Annotated in this window: 18 protein-coding genes; 5 read left to right on the forward strand and 13 right to left on the reverse strand. The window is 45.0% G+C overall.

The window, feature by feature from the left end; translation table 11 throughout:
• Positions 1-94: 94 nt before the first annotated feature.
• The 6 genes from NLBNIHML_RS09270 to NLBNIHML_RS09295 form a co-directional block, all read right to left on the reverse strand.
• Positions 95-1,237, reverse strand: a complete 1,143-nt coding sequence (locus NLBNIHML_RS09270) for a DUF4179 domain-containing protein (protein WP_494354224.1) — start codon at positions 1,235-1,237, stop codon at positions 95-97.
• The gene (locus NLBNIHML_RS09275) at positions 1,227-1,700 is read right to left on the reverse strand and encodes a sigma-70 family RNA polymerase sigma factor (protein WP_445252982.1); all 474 of its coding nucleotides are present in this window, start codon (positions 1,698-1,700) and stop codon (positions 1,227-1,229) included. The genes NLBNIHML_RS09270 and NLBNIHML_RS09275 overlap by 11 nt, the downstream gene beginning before the upstream one ends.
• 401 nt (positions 1,701-2,101) lie before the next feature.
• Positions 2,102-2,428, reverse strand: a complete 327-nt coding sequence (locus NLBNIHML_RS09280) for a hypothetical protein (RefSeq protein WP_494354225.1) — start codon at positions 2,426-2,428, stop codon at positions 2,102-2,104.
• Between the two features lie 14 nt (positions 2,429-2,442).
• On the reverse strand, positions 2,443-3,090 hold the full coding sequence (locus tag NLBNIHML_RS09285; RefSeq protein WP_339236495.1) for an SMI1/KNR4 family protein: 648 nt from the start codon (positions 3,088-3,090) through the stop codon (positions 2,443-2,445).
• Positions 3,091-3,117: 27 nt separating this feature from the next.
• Positions 3,118-3,798 carry a hypothetical protein gene (locus tag NLBNIHML_RS09290; protein ID WP_339236498.1) on the reverse strand — a complete coding sequence of 227 codons (681 nt, stop codon included), beginning with the start codon at positions 3,796-3,798 and terminating at the stop codon, positions 3,118-3,120.
• A 28-nt stretch (positions 3,799-3,826) separates the two neighbouring features.
• Positions 3,827-4,294, reverse strand: a complete 468-nt coding sequence (locus NLBNIHML_RS09295; protein ID WP_339236501.1) for a DUF6386 family protein — start codon at positions 4,292-4,294, stop codon at positions 3,827-3,829.
• Between the two features lie 185 nt (positions 4,295-4,479).
• Here NLBNIHML_RS09295 and NLBNIHML_RS09300 point away from each other — a divergent pair, with 185 nt between their 5' ends.
• Positions 4,480-4,857 carry a PilZ domain-containing protein gene (locus tag NLBNIHML_RS09300; RefSeq protein ID WP_339236504.1) on the forward strand — a complete coding sequence of 126 codons (378 nt, stop codon included), beginning with the start codon at positions 4,480-4,482 and terminating at the stop codon, positions 4,855-4,857.
• Positions 4,858-4,932: 75 nt separating this feature from the next.
• Here NLBNIHML_RS09300 and NLBNIHML_RS09305 read toward each other — a convergent pair whose 3' ends face one another.
• Positions 4,933-6,276 carry a uracil/xanthine transporter gene (locus NLBNIHML_RS09305; RefSeq protein ID WP_494354226.1) on the reverse strand — a complete coding sequence of 448 codons (1,344 nt, stop codon included), beginning with the start codon at positions 6,274-6,276 and terminating at the stop codon, positions 4,933-4,935.
• Positions 6,277-6,326: 50 nt separating this feature from the next.
• Positions 6,327-6,911 (reverse strand): ankyrin repeat domain-containing protein, encoded by a 585-nt coding sequence (locus NLBNIHML_RS09310; RefSeq protein WP_339236509.1) that lies wholly within the window; start codon positions 6,909-6,911, stop codon positions 6,327-6,329.
• A gap of 181 nt (positions 6,912-7,092) precedes the next feature.
• Between NLBNIHML_RS09310 and NLBNIHML_RS09315 the strand changes: the two genes are divergently transcribed.
• Positions 7,093-7,998 carry a LysR family transcriptional regulator gene (locus NLBNIHML_RS09315; protein WP_472476782.1) on the forward strand — a complete coding sequence of 302 codons (906 nt, stop codon included), beginning with the start codon at positions 7,093-7,095 and terminating at the stop codon, positions 7,996-7,998.
• 72 nt (positions 7,999-8,070) lie between these two features.
• On the opposite strand, the gene NLBNIHML_RS09320 is transcribed toward NLBNIHML_RS09315, so the two are convergent.
• The 5 genes from NLBNIHML_RS09320 to NLBNIHML_RS09340 all read right to left on the reverse strand — a co-directional run bounded on the left by NLBNIHML_RS09320 (position 8,071) and on the right by NLBNIHML_RS09340 (position 14,846).
• A complete protein-coding gene (locus NLBNIHML_RS09320) occupies positions 8,071-9,975 on the reverse strand; it encodes a beta-glucoside-specific PTS transporter subunit IIABC (RefSeq protein WP_339236515.1) in 1,905 nt (634 codons plus the stop codon).
• Positions 9,976-10,103: 128 nt separating this feature from the next.
• On the reverse strand, positions 10,104-10,955 hold the full coding sequence (gene licT, locus NLBNIHML_RS09325) for a BglG family transcription antiterminator LicT (protein ID WP_253439676.1): 852 nt from the start codon (positions 10,953-10,955) through the stop codon (positions 10,104-10,106).
• A gap of 232 nt (positions 10,956-11,187) precedes the next feature.
• On the reverse strand, positions 11,188-12,612 hold the full coding sequence (locus NLBNIHML_RS09330; protein WP_445252752.1) for a glycoside hydrolase family 1 protein: 1,425 nt from the start codon (positions 12,610-12,612) through the stop codon (positions 11,188-11,190).
• Between the two features lie 191 nt (positions 12,613-12,803).
• On the reverse strand, positions 12,804-14,261 hold the full coding sequence (locus NLBNIHML_RS09335; RefSeq protein ID WP_339236518.1) for a glycoside hydrolase family 1 protein: 1,458 nt from the start codon (positions 14,259-14,261) through the stop codon (positions 12,804-12,806).
• A gap of 291 nt (positions 14,262-14,552) precedes the next feature.
• The gene (locus tag NLBNIHML_RS09340; RefSeq protein ID WP_339236520.1) at positions 14,553-14,846 is read right to left on the reverse strand and encodes a hypothetical protein; all 294 of its coding nucleotides are present in this window, start codon (positions 14,844-14,846) and stop codon (positions 14,553-14,555) included.
• Positions 14,847-14,994: 148 nt separating this feature from the next.
• Here NLBNIHML_RS09340 and NLBNIHML_RS09345 point away from each other — a divergent pair, with 148 nt between their 5' ends.
• The 3 genes from NLBNIHML_RS09345 (at position 14,995) to NLBNIHML_RS09355 (ending at position 17,775) form a co-directional block, all read left to right on the forward strand.
• On the forward strand, positions 14,995-16,059 hold the full coding sequence (locus tag NLBNIHML_RS09345) for a suppressor of fused domain protein (RefSeq protein WP_494354227.1): 1,065 nt from the start codon (positions 14,995-14,997) through the stop codon (positions 16,057-16,059).
• A 63-nt stretch (positions 16,060-16,122) separates the two neighbouring features.
• A complete protein-coding gene (locus NLBNIHML_RS09350) occupies positions 16,123-16,884 on the forward strand; it encodes a helix-turn-helix domain-containing protein (RefSeq protein ID WP_494354228.1) in 762 nt (253 codons plus the stop codon).
• Between the two features lie 111 nt (positions 16,885-16,995).
• Positions 16,996-17,775 (forward strand): hypothetical protein, encoded by a 780-nt coding sequence (locus NLBNIHML_RS09355; RefSeq protein WP_494354229.1) that lies wholly within the window; start codon positions 16,996-16,998, stop codon positions 17,773-17,775.
• Positions 17,776-17,869: the final 94 nt, after the last annotated feature.

Below are 17,869 nucleotides of genomic sequence, written 5' to 3' on the forward strand. Positions count from 1 at the left end.
GCAACAGCAGATCAGATATCGTGAAAAAACAAAAAAATGAGATGAAGTCATAACCATTGCCATGACTTCATCTCAACCATCGATCCTATTTTATTTATTTGATTTTGATCTCCAGTTCATCCTTCTGGGCTTCCTGTAAATCATCATAGACCTTATCTGGTTTGCCACGAATTTTTAAAACCATTGACTCCGGATTATCCAGAAAATTGCTGCTGAAAGAATACATCATTCCGTCTTCCGTTCCACTCCCGAATGTCGTGGATAAGTTGGTCTGCTTCCCGTCTTTAGCGGTAGTTACAATCTCGATAGGCTGGACGACCTCACTGATCAACAATTTCGTTTTGTAATCGATCTCTTGATCAGGTGCATGGACAAATTTGACCCGAGTTACTAGCGGAGACACCTCCACCTCCGACAATAAGACCTCATAACCTCCGAGAGTAAAAGTCCGATTAACGTTAATGACTTCCGTTTTGGGGATAGAAAACTTGGGATCCAGTGGGAAAGAAATATTCATCTTTTTGGAAAATTTATATTTTCGTTCTTTCTCCCCTTTTTCTGCATGATTCACCACATCTGGTACAACTGAGGACAACTGGAATTGTAGATTTACTTGCTCAGGCAGCGGTTTATTTCGACTTCGCTCAATTGTATTCCGGCCATAAATGGTATGCTTATCCTTGGAAAGATGAATACCTCCTGCACCGCCATTGTCAAGCAAGTCTCCTGTCGAAGCGTCCATCATCTTCATATTGACAGTCGAATACATCTGCTGCGAAGCATCCGTTCTGGCGGTATACAATACCGTTATTCGATTCTCATCTGCCATAACTGCATTCACAGTAAACGCATATATGCCCGATGTAACCGTCTGATCTACAAGTTGCACATAACCGTTATTGAGCGTTGAAGTAATCGTAGCACTGTCCATATCCGAATTTAGCAGGCCACGAAAGGGTTCAAGTACGCCCCAGTTGGCTATAGGCTCAGTATATGTTGCCTGTTCTTGCCCATAACTCCCAAGCGGCCCCACAAGAAACCATCCTGCTACCAGGACCGTAACCAGAGCTCCCGTAATCCATTGGATACGAACGCTCCGACCTGATCGTCTGGTTCTGGCCTTCGCGAGACCACGTTGAATTGCCGCAGTTGTATCCGCCGAATTCCAGTGCTGTTTCTCTCTTTTCACCTGATATGCGTCTGCAAGAAGTGCTTTCTCCTCCGGGTTAGTGGTCATGCCAATCCCTCCTGTTCTTCATCAACTTGCGCAACTGCTGGAGTCCCTTGTGCTGCCAGGTCTTGATTGTCCCTTCCGGTTTGCCTAGGATGGAGGCAATGTCTGTCAGTGTCATGTCGTTATAATATTTCAGCAATAATACATGGCGATATTTGGGTTTCACCTTTTGCAAAAGAGATTCCATCGCAATTCGATTATCATCAACACTGATCATCCAAGAGGCCGGAATGCTGTCCTCCAGTTCCTCCTTGGCGAGAGGTGTCGCCCGCTTGCGGCGCCTCTGTTCATCGATGCAGACATAGATCAGTATCCGAATGATCCACGACTTGAACGCCTTCTCATTGTTCAGCGTACGACGTTTAACCCAAGCCCGGCACGTCATCTCCTGCACAGCTTCCAGCGCATCTTGCCGATTACGCAGGTAACTGTAAGCAATGGAAATGAGCGTATCTTGATGTTCCATAATGGATTACACAAATACCGTCTCATCTTCGGTCTGTACATAGATCTTCTGGTTCAGCTCTGCTTTTGTTTCCACCCCGCATCCCTCCTTCTCTCTCTTTCTATGGTATAAGACGGGTGAGTGAAGCAAACGGTTTTATTATTGGCTCATCAAAAAAAGCTCCCCCATCACCTGAGGGAGCTTTTTACATAAGAGTTTCAACGTCTAAATACCGAATGATGTACACGTATGAACAATCCAAACAAGACTAACTCTTTTACAAATTACCGATTATGTATAAAGGGGATAATACAAATCCCACATTTCGCTGCGGACCCCGATACGGATAGATGAGCGCAGGAATCGTCCTCTTTGATTGTTTAGCCATAAGATCACGTCTGTTCATGCAATTTCACTACTAATTAGACTTCAAACCAGGTTAAACCGCCTTCTACCTGCCTGGTTTCTCGCTCCATCTGTTTCATCCAGCTCCGTGCCTCTTGGCCCCACATATGAAACAAACAGTAGATATACGACTCCCCATCCACAACCTCTTCTAACCCGGAAGCCTCTTCTATCCACACTTCAAGGGCTGTAGGCCAGGATGAATCTTCACGTTTTAATACAAAGCCGTTGGCTTGGTGTTCCAAACTATATACTTCGGTAAACGTTAATACACCTGCCAAACGCTTCACAACTTCAGGTAAAATCGCAGGTTCCGTTGTTCTGATCCCATATTCCCAGCCCATATGTATAACCTCCTTCAGACTTCGTTTGCTCCAGATGATTGCTTTTGTTCGTGCATTTGCTGGATCGAACGATCCAACCACAACTCATACCAGTCCAGAAAATGCAGTCGATTCGTATTGCCCCAATACTGATCAGGATAAATTCCATTGCGGTTAGCCCGGTCATCAACCCAGATCTCTCCGTAGGAGGCTCCCTTAACGATCAGATTCATGGAGATGCCACAACCAAAATCACTGATGCGCAGCATGCCTGCCGACCATTTTGGATCAAAATATTCGTGTTCCAGAGCATACCATTCCTCTTCTTCCTTGCTGTCATCGAACCAGTCATAGTTCCAGTTCCATGCTTCCGTGAATTGAAAAGGGTCCGAGATCGCATTCAGCTCATCATCATAACCAAGCACAGCGTATACACCGTCATCCGGGTTCTCCAGACCATAATAAGGCCCTGCACCACTCGTCCCCATATGTAGAAGCCATACCTTATAGTCCTCCGGCAACTTAATTCGCCATTTCTGCTCGAACTGTGCAATATCCTCCTGTGTCCATACAGCTGATATCTCATATTCATGGCTCTCTGCGCCGAATAGGTCCAGTTTCGAGTCCAGACTTCGGAGATTGATTAACTTTTCACGCATACGTTCTAACTGTTCAGTGTACACGGCCTACCTACCTCCTTTGCTACTCCATCACGTTCGTTCCACGCCATACCCGCGGTGCTGCAACTCATCCAGTGCGGCTGCCACATTTCGTTCAGGACACAACTGCTTAATCAGGCTGGCAGTCACCGGTTTTTCTTCATATATCTCAGCTACAGCTTCCAACGGTAGGTCTGGCATATCATAGTACCCTTTGGCCCAATCCACGTAATCTTCCGAGTCTTTATTCAAGTACTGCAGCAAAAATTCTGCACCACCTCTGGCGTCTGCTTCACCTTCCTCGGCCATCGCCAACTGAATCCAGTTACCAACCTTCCATGACAAGTCGTTCCCTTCCTGCCATAGGCAAAAGGTCACATTCTCCAGATCCAATGTCTCCTCATGATCCCGCAGAACAGTCATCAATGTCTTCGGCGCTTCATCGTACATGCCCGGGTAGATCTCTCCATCCTCACGAGCATGCGGACTTAAAGGTGATTCATGATCAAATCCCTTGATCAACGTGCCTGAATTCGTAAATAAAACATGAAGATGATCACCTGCGCCATTATCGATGCTTCCCCATGCCACACCTGGCTGAAGTTCTTTTTCATAATGATGTACACGCAGCCAGTCTTCCTCCGAAAATATGATATCCAGTGCGGCAAGTATTCTCATCCGTTGACGCAGGGTATCTGTGTCCAATAAGGGTGTCTCGTTCCAAACCTGCATATGAATCCCTCCTGTTCACCTATGTACATTAAATCCGGATTAATTCAGCCAACGTGTTCTTCCCCTGAGTACTTGGAGTCATGACAATTGCGATCCGACTGGCTTCTCTGGAGATGATACAAGCATAGTTTCCGGGATTTAGCTGAAACATGACCCCTTCACACGTCTCATCCGGCTCCAGTTCCCCGCCAGTAACATCATCAGCCGCTCCCAGATAGACGTGCCCAGACGGAACTTGCAGATGATATACCTTTTCCCGTTTCACTACGTCATCTGAATCTGATTCCACCTCTGCATCCTCCAAGCTCCACTCCACCTCATACACTCCATCCGCACCCAGATTCAGGAACAGACAATGGCCTGCATTCACCTCACTCAGCTCATCTTCCGGTATGGACCACCAATCCGAAGTATCCTCGAAACGGTGCTTTAACGCTGCCAGATCATACAGGCACAATGTTGCCGTATCTGTAACCATTTGAAATGTTCCTCTCATATTCCCCGTCCCTTCTGTGAGATTAAGACCAACCTCAGAAATATATTCCATCATTATATCAAGCCTGATACACGTGTAAAAGGAACCCTTGGACCATCTCTGCTTTCGCAACTCTTCATTTCTCGCTCCAAACGGTCGATATAAGCATAACTGACTTTTTTGAACTTGATGGAGGAAGCCAAGCCATGTCGATGAATAATAGAAAAGAACCCTTTCGCTACACACTAAAGGAACCAATCAACTTTGAGATCTATATTCTCAGCATCAACGGGGTCACTGCACCACCGAAACCCATTCAAGCTGAGTTATGTGATATCAGTCGGTCCGGCTGTCAGCTATCATTTCCACTATCCCTTCCTGTCGAGAATAACGATATTCGGATTGGCATGAATATGCTGCTATTCGAAGACCCTCTATATATGGAAGGCACTCTCCGCTGGGGTCAAGAAAAAAATACCTCATGGCACTACGGTGTCCAACTCGAAATGCAGGACGGTAACCAGGACCGTCTCTCCCGAGAGATGCGAATGCTTGCAGGACAAGGCAAAATTATTGTGAAATAGCGAGTGGCCATATAGGTTGGTAACCAAAACAAAAAAACAGCCCAATCAAATTGGACTGTTACGAGATGAAACACATTATGCCGCTTTACTGACTGTCACTGGTTGTTCCATTTTGGACCAGTTCACGGTTTTTTCGAGAAGTAATGATACCAATACACCAATAACGAGACCATTGCTTATAATCGGAACAAGATACATGGGCAAGTTTTGAAAGGCTTCAGCAGGAATATTCATTACAGCAACTCCAGTGAGTACCGGTAACGCTACACGATAGATCGTTTTAGAGTTAAACGTCGTGCCCTCAAGTGTTCTTAATGCTGTACCGAACATCTGCAGATAGGCTACAAACAGAACAGCACTGCCTACGCTTGGTGGTATTTGTGCAAAAAAGGCAGTAACCGAAGGTGTAAGCCCCATCATACATAACAACCCCGCTCCAATAATAAAGGCAGCACGACGCAGGATGCGAGTGCTCTCCAGAAAGCCGATCGATGATGCAAATAAACCAAATGGCAGCACACCTACACAGGCCGACAACATCGAGAACAGACCCGTTAGCACGTATGAGCGTCGGTACTGCTGACGGGTCGTCTCTGCCTGATAAAGTTTCTCGACCGTGCTTAATGTGGTAATCGAATTCGTCATATTCACCAGTCCCACAAAAAATGCAGTAATGACAATTCCCGGTTCCCATCTTGGTGCTCCCCATGGAAACAGCGTTAGGCCTGCTGATGTGTGATTTGGCTGTCCACCATGTTGCCCCGAAAACAATAGACTATAGGCAATCCAGCCTGCCACAATTCCAATTAAGATCGCGTAGTTCCCCAGTTTCCCCTTACCCTTTAATTGAATCCATGCCACCAGAAATGCAATGACAACGGATAACGCGGCAACTGGCAGATCGAAGCGACCAAACTCCGTATATCCAATCATACCTTTAAAAAAGTTCATGGTTAATTGAATGGTCATCAGAAACAGCATGGCACTCTTCACCATCGGTGTAAACAGCTTCTGCAGCACTTGCGCCGCGCCTAGCCAGCCCAATATCATCATCGTCAGACCCGCTAACAGAAAACCTGCAGCCAGGCCACCACCAATGCGCTCCAGGCTCATACCTGCTGAGGAAGCCGATACAGTCAAGCTCAGCGTCAATCCCCACCATAGTCCTGAAGGACCATCCATGACTGCATAGCGGTGACCAAATACTGCTTGAAGAATACACACCGCTCCAGTAAGGATAAATGCGTGCTGCATGGTGGCAGCAATGGCATCCGGGGACAGATGAAAATTATGTCCGATAGATAGCGGAACCACAACAGTATTGGTAAACAGGAAGAAAAACCACTGTATGCCCGCTAAAATCATTGAAGATACGTCTTTCATATTCTTTTGTAAAAAATGCTCTTGATGTCTATTCATTTGTTAGCAATATCCTTTCACTCTTCTGTATCATAAACACATAAGTGCTTTTAGACTTCGGTTAATAACCGTTCCATCTCCGCATATTGATGCTGACGCGCATGTACGAGCGGTGTAATTCCGTCCCGATCCGCGATCTTTGGATCTGCACCATATTGCAAAAGCAAGGCAACAATCTGCTGATGCCGTGGACCGCCATCTCCCAAAATGACTGCTTCCAGCAAGGCTGTCCATCCCAGATTGTTGATATGGTTCACATCTACATCACTGCGTGTCAGCAGAAGCTCCACAATGTGCACATGGCCCCGATCAGCTGCTGGAATAAGGGCGGTACCGCCAAAACGATTTGTTAACCTTGTATCTGCACCTGCTTCAATGGCCAGTTCAACCATGTCATACATGCCCTCGGCACTCGCGTATAACAGCGGATTATCCAATCGTCTATCCTGGAGATTAATGTCTGCTCCGGCGTCCACTAGCATTCTTGCCGTGTCTATCTTATTACCGTGCACGGCAGCCATCAGAGGTGTTCGCCCCAATGCATCCCGTTCATTCAACTGGCTACCCTGGGTGATAAACCGAATGACCTCATCGGTATGCCCTGCTTGAGCGGCGTCATGTATTGTTCTAACCACGTTATTTCATCCTCCAATTCAACATCTTCTCATGCAGTAACTTTCATAGAAAAACCAAGCACTTTAGTCAGGTGTGCAAATCTAATGTATGTTAACATAAGAACGTAGTATATTAAAAATACATGTTTTGTTGGCTTTCCATACGAATTACATATAGTTTGAAGGCAAAGGAGACAACCACTTGGATATCAAACAATGTCGCTATTTCATTGCCATTGCTGAGGAGAAACAGATTACAGCAGCAGCCCGAAGACTTCACATGGCTCAGCCCCCCTTAAGCCAGCAGCTTAAGTTAATGGAAGAAGAGCTAGGCGTGATGTTGTTTGAACGCAAAGGGCGCATGATGGAACTAACGCAGGCTGGTCGTAGCTTCTACGATTATGCAGTCACCTTGACCAAATATATGGAGGAAGCTGTAATGGAGATGCAAAGTTTCCAGCACGGCATACGGGGTAAACTCGCCATCGGCATCAATACCATATCAGATCGCCTGATCCCGCAAGCACTACAGCAGTTCCGTACTACCCATCCACAGGTGACCTATAAAATTCAGCAAAATGAATCGGCACAATTATGCCGATTGCTGGAAGATGGCAAAGTTGAGCTTGCCTGTGTACGCATGCCTGTCCAGACCGCACGCTATGAGGTGCTGCACCTGCCACAGGAGCCCCTTTTCTATATCTCTGCAACACCTCTAGTTAACTCGACAGACATGCTACCAGAAGCGGAGATGGGGACTTGTTTTGAGCAGCTCACAGGAATTCCTCTATTACTTCCAAGTACAGAGGGACTCGGTATGTTCGAGTTAATTTTGGATAAATTCCGTGAGCATCAAGTCACCCCCTCCATCATGGGCGAGTGCTCAGACATTAATATGTTGCTGGAGCTGGTCCGACTCGGCTTCGCCAGTTCCATCGTGCCCCATACCGTTCTTCAGTTATACCAAGAGCACCCTTTCCACGTATACCGCCTTCAGGATCAGCATTCAACTGTCGGATCAGCGCTGGTCTGGTTGCAGAACCGTTATCTGTCCAAGCCTGCACAACACTTTGTGCAATTGGTACAGGGTATGCTTCCTGTGGTGTAACACAAGTAGAACAAAAAAAAGCAGCAACTTCCCGGGTTTGAATCCGGTAAAGTTGCTGCTTTATTCTTTTGATTAAGCTTTCGCTGTGAACAACAAGTCTTTTTCTTTGATCGTCGTGCGACCAGCAGACTCAATGGACTCATATTGATGCATGTTTGTAATAATGACTGGTGTGATCGTTGTATAACCGGCTTTTTCGATCTGTTCCCGGTCGAACTCCATCAGGACATCACCTACAGCAACCTTTGCACCTGCTTGAACTTTAGGCGAGAAGAATTGACCTTTCAGCTTCACGGTATCAATCCCAATATGAATCAACATCTCAGCGCCAGTATCACTTACCAGACCAATGGCATGTCCACTCTTCGATAATGAGAATACTGTACCGTTGATTGGAGATACCACACGTCCTTCAGTTGGTTGAATCGCGAATCCTTTACCCATAATCTCTTCAGAGAATGCAGGGTCCGGCACTTCGCTCAGCGGTTTAACTTCACCCGTGATTGGGCTGAATACTTGCTCATCTTGTGCTTTTGCTTCTTCGGTTACAACAGCAGAAGTTGTTGCTGCTGCTGTTGCAGGCTCAGCTACTGGTGCAGCTGGCTCCGATGCATTTTCTTCTTCGAATCCAAGAATATACGTTAGAACTGCCGCAGCTACGATAGCAATCAGACCACCAGCCAACGCATAGAGCAGTGTGCTAATTGCCGGACTGATAAATGCTGCGATACTTGGCAGACCCACTAGACCTGTAAGCACATAAGCTTTAACATTGACGATCCCCATGAATCCGCCTGCGATAGCTCCACCAATAAGAGCTGCAATAAATGGTTTTTTGAACTTCATGTTGATACCATACATCGCTGGTTCCGTAATCCCCATAATAGCCGTAAGACCTGTCGAATAGGCAAGGGATTTGGTTTTGCTATTTCTCGATCTGAGACCTACACCAAATGCTGCACCACCTTGTGCCAGGTTAGCTGCAAACATCAGTGGAATAATAAAGTCGTAACCCAGTGTTGTCATTGAACCGACAATGATTGGCAACAGTGCATAGTGCATACCTGTGATGATCAGCAGTGACATCGTACCACCAATCAGGATACTTGCGAAGATGGACATATTGTCGAACAACCATGAAATACCACCGGACAAACCATTACCAAGAACCGTACCCAATGGTCCAACAGTCATCAACGTCAGTGGAACCATAATCAACAGGGTAACCGTCGGAACAATCAGAAGTTTCAATGAAGCATGTGTAACACGATCAACAGCTTTCTCGACATAAGAAGCAATCCAGATGGCGAGAATGATCGGAATTACCGTAGAAGAATATGTCGCTGCTATAACCTTAATTCCCACAAATGTGGTATCACCATTGGCAAGCAATGCTGTAATCGTCGGATGCATAATACCCGCTGCGAGCGCTGCAGCAATATACATATTACTACCCAGCTTACGTGCAGCACTAATTGCTAGAATGATTGGCAGGAAGTAGAAGGCACCATCCCCGATTGCAGACAAGATGATATAGGTTGAGCTGGTATCAGACAACCAGCCCAGGGCTACAAGGATCGCTACGATCCCTTTGATCATACCTGCACCCGTAATGGCTGGCAGGATTGGAGTAAATACTCCTGAGATGAAGTCGAACAGCGCACTTATTGGATTTCTCTTTTTCTTTTCTCCAGTTGAAGCAGCTGATGATGCATTATCTGCGGTTGGTGATTTGGACATGTTGCCAACAAGTGCGTTATACACGACAGGTACATCGTTACCGATGATAACCTGGAACTGTCCGCCGTTCTCCATCACGCCCATCACGCCTGGTGTATTTTTTAGCGTCGCTTTGTCCGCTTTTTGGTTGTCATTCAGGTTAAATCTGAGTCTTGTCATACAGTGAGTGACTTGATCGATATTCTCTTCGCCACCAACAAGCTTCAAAATATCCTTGGACAATTGTTGTTTATCCATTGTGTTTTGCTCCTTTTATGTGTAATGAAGGTTAAAAAAAAACCTAAACACTGAATAATGACAAAGCAGAAAAGCTTATCATTATTCAACGTTTAGGTTTTGCCTTTTTAGCAGTAACAATCCTAATTTTATTCAATTGTTTGTTCATTTCTGACAATTCGTTCAATATGAATGGTTAGATACAGTATTTCTTCCTTGGACAACACCCGATTATAGATCTTACGCGTATAGTCACTGATCCTTACTGCACATGCATGTGCTTCAGGATACTGCTTGCTCACCAAGTCATGAAGCGGATTATCTTCTTCTTTATCTTCAATTGCCGTCCCTTGCAATACACGTTGGGCAAAGAACTTCAGATGAGTTAAAAATCGATAATAACTCAATGAATCTTCATCAAGTTCAATCACAAAGCTGCGTCTTACGATATTAAGAATGTCCTTAACGATGTTTGTAATACTGATCGTTTCCCTCATCTCACCGTTCATCTGGGCATTGACCAGATGCATCGCAATGAATGCGCATTCGTCTTCGGGAAGCAGGACACCTAATGTTTCCTCAATAATCTGTAGCGCCTTAAGTCCAATGGCATATTCCTTCCGGTACATGCGCTTGATCTCCCAGAACAATGCGTTACGGATCTGCAATCCTTGACGATGTCGATCAATGGCAAAATGAATATGATCCGTCAGTGAAATGTAGATGCTCTCATGCAGCTTCTCACCCAACACCGTCTCGGCATAACGGATAATCTCATCCGAGCACTCGACATATTCAACCGGGATATCTGACAGAAGCGTTTTAAGTTTCTGTGATACTTCCTTACTTTCAAGCGAGAATATTTTTTCGACGAGACTCTCGTCTATCGATTCACCAGTATGCTTTTTGAAGGCAATTCCACGCCCCATAACGACCAGCTCGTTTCCTCCCGGATCAATTACGGTAACTACGTTGTTGTTCAGCACCTTCTCAATTTTCATTTCTTCACATCACCTTGCACCGTCAAAGTAGTAAAAGGCAAAACCAAAGCAGGTCACGAAATATGCCCCGCCTCTGGTTTTGCCTGATTGAACAGTAACAATCCAGTATTCATTAGCCTTAGGCCCATCTTACCATATAATTATCCATCTGACAATGTTTTTGTGAAAGCGGTTAATGTGCATTAATATGACATAAGAAGGTGCATAACAACCATGCCTTAAGAACTACTATTTACTTATTGTTACGTTTAAGACTTGCGCCATTTGTATCAATAACTTCTTTGTACCAGTGGAAAGATTTTTTCTTGTAACGATCCAGTGTTCCTGAACCATCATTGTTGCGATCGACATAGATGAAACCATATCGTTTCTTCATCTCTGCTGTTGAAGCACTCACCAGGTCAATACAGCCCCATGACGTATAACCCATCACTTCCACGCCATCCTCAAGAGCTTCACCCACTTGTACCAAGTGGTCATTCAAGTATTGAATACGGTAATCATCGTTCACCGTTTTATTGCCATTTTCGTCGGTGATCAGCTCATCTACTGCGCCCAGACCATTTTCGACAATAAACAATGGTTTTTGATATCGGTCCCAGTATTTGTTCAAGGTTACGCGCAGTCCTTGCGGATCGATCTGCCAGCCCCACTCGCTCGCTTGGAGATAAGGGTTTTGTACCCCTGCAAACAAGTTGCCTTTTCCTTCAATACGTTTCTGGGGATCACCTGTCTCACAGATACTTACATAATAGCTGAACGAGATAAAGTCTACGGTGTGCTTCAGAATTTCAGCGTCGCCGTCTTCAAACTTGATATTGATATTATTTGCTTTGAAATAACGATTAATGTATTTCGGATAGTAACCACGCGCATGGATATCAGCAAAGATATCATTGCGCTGTTCAGCATGCATCGCTGCAACCACATCATCCGGATTCGGAGTCAGCGGATACGTAGGCATGCTCAGTACCATACAGCCAATTTTGGCTTCAGGCATAATTTCATGTCCCAGTTTCACTGCTAACGCACTGGCTACCAATTCATGATGGATTGCTTGATACAGATCCTGTTTGGACAGTTCTGCTTTTGGCGTATAGATCCCGCCGCTCATGAATGGCTCCTCCAGAATGGAGTTAATTTCGTTGAACGTCAGCCAGTATTTCACTTTGCCTTTGAAACGGTTGAAGAGCACCGTTACATAACGCTCGTAGAACTCAATCATTTTACGGTTAACCCATCCATCATATGTTTTGGACAAATGTAGCGGTGTCTCATAGTGAGAGATGGTTACGAGGGGTTCAATGCCGTACTTATGGCACTCATCGAACAGATCATCATAGAATTGCAGACCCTTCTCGTTTGGTTCCAATTCATCACCTTTAGGAAAGATACGGGACCAGGCGATAGATGTACGGAACACTTTGAAGCCCATTTCAGCAAACAGCTTAACATCTTCTTTGTAACGGTTATAAAAGTCAATCCCGATCAGTTTCAGGTTATCCTCAGTAGGTCCTTCCGTTCTGGGCGTTGTAATCCCGTGCGGCATTACGTCTTGAACAGAAAGGCCCTTGCCATCTGTATTATAAGCTCCTTCAAGTTGGTTGGCTGCTACAGCTCCGCCCCATAGGAAATCCTTCGGAAATGGTGTTGTCATGTCAATCCTTCCTCTCTAAGTAACGGTATTTTCATTCTTTGTTTAAATGCTTTCCTCTATCCTTTTCCGACAGGAAAAAGCGGACAATCTCCAACCAAAAGGGCTGACAGGGACATTGGATTCCCTGCTTGCCAACTTTCGTGTTAGGTTTTGCCCGCTTCCTGTGCGGTAACAATCCTGTGAAGAGCGAGTTACAGTTGCTCACCATTGCTGGAGATTACGTTTTTGTACCAGTCGAATGAATCCTTCTTGGAACGTTTCAGTGTTCCGTTACCTTCGTCGTCCAGATCCACGTAGATGAAACCATAACGTTTGGACATTTCGGAAGTGGACATGCTCACCAGGTCAATCGGACCCCATGCTGTAAATCCAATCAGATCCACACCATCTTTGATGGCTTCTTTCATTTGTTCGATGTGTTTTTTCAGGTAATCCACACGATAGGAGTCATGGATCGAACCATCTTCTTCAACTTTATCATAGGCACCCAAACCATTTTCCACGATGAACAATGGTTTCTGGTAACGATCCCAGAAGTTGTTCAGGGTTACGCGCAGACCGATCGGATCGATCTCCCAGCCCCAGTCGGACGCTTCCAGATAAGGGTTTTTCACGCCACCAGTCAAGTTGCCGGATGTCTCTGCTTCGTTGGCAGAAGCCGATTTGGTCACGGACATGTAGTAACTGAAGGAGATGAAATCAACTGTATTGTTGAGCAGAATTTCATCATCGCCCGCTTCTTTTTGAATGACAATGTTGTTCTCTTCAAAATAACGAGCCATATAGTTCGGGTACTTACCACGAGCATGCATGTCCGTGAAGAAGAGGTTAATCTGATTCTCATGCTGAGCCAAACGAACATCTACCGGATTACATGTGGCTGCATAAGTTTCCATACGAGCAAGCATACAGCCGACTTGGGAACCAGGGATAATTTCGTGTGCAAGCTTCGTTACCATGGCACTTGCTACAAATTGATGATGAAGCGCTTGATACGTCGTTTGCAGCTTGTTGTCCACTTTATCGATCAGAATGCCGCCGCCAGTGTATGGGCTGAATAGCATGACGTTAATCTCATTGAACGTCAGCCAGTATTTCACTTTATTTTTATAACGCTTAAATACCGTTTCAGCATATCTAACATAGTGCTGAATTACTTCACGACCAGCCCAGCCATTATATTTTTGCGTCAAGCCAAGCGGAGTCTCGTAGTGAGACAATGTAACGAGCGGCTCAATGCCATATTTCAACAATTCGTCGAATACTTCATCGTAGAATTTCAAACCTGCTTCATTTGGCTCTTGATCATAACCGTTCGGGAAAATGCGTGCCCAGTGAATGGATAAGCGGAATACTTTGAAGCCCATTTCAGCGAACAATGCAATATCTTCTCTAAAGTGATGGTAAAAATCGATACCAAAACGTTTCGGGAAACGTTCTTCAATTTTGCCGGAGAGAATCTCTTCAATTCGGGAAGAGGAAATTTCCATGGCATGTCCGCCTGTACGCTTCTCTTTCGGAACATGAGCAATCATGTCCGCTGTGGAGAGGCCTTTGCCGTCCTTATCGAATGCACCCTCCAATTGATTGGCAGCTGTAGCGCCGCCCCATAGGAAGTTTTCGGGGAATCCTTTTTTTGCCGTGGTCATGAACAACAACCTCTTTTCGAAATTTATTTTGGTTTTTCCAACTGAAAAATGGTGTGATTTAGAGCAGAAAACAAGAAAAACCTAAACTCAAGGTAAAATAGCACCAAAAAAAGGGGCCTTCATTTCACCATCAGTTTAGGTTTTGCCTGTCTTCACAGTTACAATCCATCAAAAGATGTTATTGCGTATTCTGTTGTGTTTGCTCTTGTAATGTAAGCGTAACATATCTATTTTGCAAAATCAACTTCACTGGATCATAGGATCGTTCACCCATTCTTTCCATAACAAAAATTAACGTGGCATATGCATAATGGCTGCCCTTAATGCCTGCGCTCCCTCCTCGGTTTCCAGGTATGTAGCAGGACTTTGGTCCCCTAAAGCCGGGATATCTTTCATGATCCATTCAAAAGTGTACTCCCCCATTTCATACAAAAGTACCCGACTTATGTCCGCCGGAATCCCATGTATTCGCGCACGTTTTACCCACGCAGGGTCCAGTTTATTTTCAAATTCTTCAAACAGTTCGGAAAATGAGTCCCAGCTTGCCTGCTTAAACTCTCTGAAATACATATCTTTCATACTCATGTAAATTCACTCCCTGGATTGCAATTAATAACACCGAAGTCCTATCTGACACAATTCATCCTTAAGCCGCTTGAATCCGTTTCTGTAACAGGTAGACTTAATTTTAAATGTTTTTCGGGGGAAAGACTAGTACAGGAGGATTCAACAAATGACTTATGAAGAAAACACATCCGGTTGGGATGCAATTGATAAAACCATCGGTGAGCTATACGGTGAACAGGAGCCGCACCATTATGGAACATCCATTCCTTACATGCTCGGAGGTCCGGACCCTCTCGATGGCATCAGTGTTTATGCAGTGAATACACCCATGCCCCACTGGCATTTTGTCACATATGGTTTCTCTGAATTATATGAAAAAGAAATGCAGGATGCATCCAAAAGCGGGTATGGTTTTGAACTCACATTTCGCCTTACACGCAGTGAAGGAGAGACTTCTCCGCCAGCCTGGGCGCTGAATCTGCTTCAAAATGTAGGACGTTACGTGTTCACTAGCGGAAATATCTTTCAGCCAGGAGATTACATGGACGCCAATGGACCCATCTGTCTGGAGTCTGATACTTTGTTGACTGCTCTCTCATTTATTGAAGACCCGGATCTACCGGCGATTTCTACGCCTAACGGTTCCGTGCAGTTTATTCAGATGGTTGGGATTACAGGTCGGGAACTGGAAATGATTCAAACGTGGAATGCGCGCGGCTTCCTCTCGGCCTGCTCCAATTTCATGCCCAAATACGTGACCGATCTGATGAGAAATTCGTACGCAGATATTCCTTCTGTTGTACAAGCGGTTGAGCATGGAATGGAACAGGACGGATCGAGCACAGCATTTTTATTCATACAACAACTGGGCTGGGAGTCCCCGCGTAAAAAAATGCTGATAAAGACTGTTCCGGGCAAACTCCAGCTTGGAGCCAAACAGGCTGTATTAGTCGGAACCATCCTTCGTAGCCGAATTTCGAAAGGCGAATCTCTGTCCTTGATCGGACCGGAGACCAATATTCTATTCGAAGCTGGAGAAGCTCCAGCAGTCGTGGAATCCGACAAACAAGTTACCCTGACGGTGAACACACAGATTGTTGAAGAGCTGGTGCAGAATCTTCGTCCGGTTGAAGGAACATTCGAGATCGCTTCATTGGATCATATGCTTGTTCAGATTGTTAAAACAGAAATTAAAAACCAGGAAGGGCACGTTATCAAAACGATTGGATGACGCACCTCAGATTCAATCAGATCCTACGCTTACTAGCGACTGTGCAGGAAGGAGGAATCAAACATGCCTGCCATTACACTTGCCTCACGGCACAAGGAGTCCGCCATGTGCAAGCATCTAACAGAAACGGCTCCGTTCAATTATTTACCTAAATCTCAACTGGACAGGCTTCGCAAAAGCAATCATTTCCTGATTCATGCATTCCAGAACAGCCTCTCACATATTAAAGAGAATTTAACGGGCACTTATCTTTTTCTACTCACAGATATGGACGGTGTGCTTCTCTCCATGGATTATAGTCCAGATCTGGAAACTGTAGTAGAAGGTTCACCCATTCGTCCGGGCATGATCTTCACTGCACAGAGCTGTGGAGTCAACGCCATTTCTGTAACGATGGACAGCAATGAACCTGTGCTTCTGTTGCCCGAGCAGCATGAAAGCCCCTATTTTCAAAGTTGGCATTGCTACGCTGCCCCTCTGTCCATGGAATCACAGCATTTCGGTTATCTGGATGTGTCCACCATTAACGCGGATATGCAGGGCGAGCTTATTGCTATTGCCAAGCTGATTCCTGCATATATGCAGAACAGTTACCAAAATCAGCAGGCTACTGAAGCTTGTGACAAACCAGCGGTGGAGTTCACAGCGCGTCAGTTAACCATTCTGGAAATGATCGCGAAAGGGTTCACTGTGAAAGCTATTGCTTTGAAATTGAAAATCAAGGAATGCACTGTGAATCATCATAAAAAAGTGATTTTCAACAAATTAGGTGTGCAATCCAGCACGGAAGCTGTTTCAATTGCCAGCCGATTGTCTTATTTATAAAGTACCCCTATAGATTCCTATAGGTAGTAAATGGGAACGTTTGTGCTACAATTTAGGAAACAAGCAAGATGTAGAGAGAGAAAACACACACACACATTTCAGGAGGGTAATATGACAATTCCAAAGAAAGCTTCTTTATTCGCAATGCTCATGATGATTATGCTGGTTGCAGCCGCTTGCGGTGACAAGGCAGATAACACAGCCGCAACAAAAGAGCCTGCCGCAACCGAAACAACGACTGGCACTGATTCTGAGACAGCCAATACAGAAGAAACAGAGAACACTGAACCAACAAGCGAAGAGTCCAAGGAAACGGATAATTCCCAAGACGTTGAGCTGGGGACTACACAAAAAGGCTCTTACACCAATGACTATTTCGGCGTATCTCTGAAATTCCCGGAAGCTTGGGAGTTCCAGGATGCTGCGGGTATGAATGAACTGACAAGCGCATCATCCGAAGCGATTGCTGGTGATGATGAAACGAAGAAAAAACAAATTGAACTGTCTCAAACCAAAACATTGAATCTGCTTATGGCTTCACAGTATCCATTGGACGGAGGTCACGTTGGTCCTTCCGCTATGGCCATTGCTGAGAAAGTAAGCTTGTTGCAAGGCATTCGTACAGGTAAAGACTACCTGGAAGCAACCAAAAAATTCATGGTAGATAGCCAGTTCCCTTATGATTATAAAGAGATGACAACCGAAACCATCGGTGGTAAAGAGATGGATCTGATGCAAATTACGATGGATGCAGGTGACGGTTCAACGATTACTCAGGACTACTACAGCACGATTATTGAAGGATATGCTTTTAACTTCATCTTCACTTACATGGATGATGCAACCAAAGCAGAGATTGATACCATCAAGAAATCCGTTCAATTCAAATAATCGCTTTTGAGTATTGCCATCATATTAATAAAATCAAGTACATCCAACACAACCCCGACAACGATCTATAGTGATCATTGTCGGGGTTCTTTTT

This window comes from Paenibacillus sp. JNU01 (assembly GCF_059130585.1).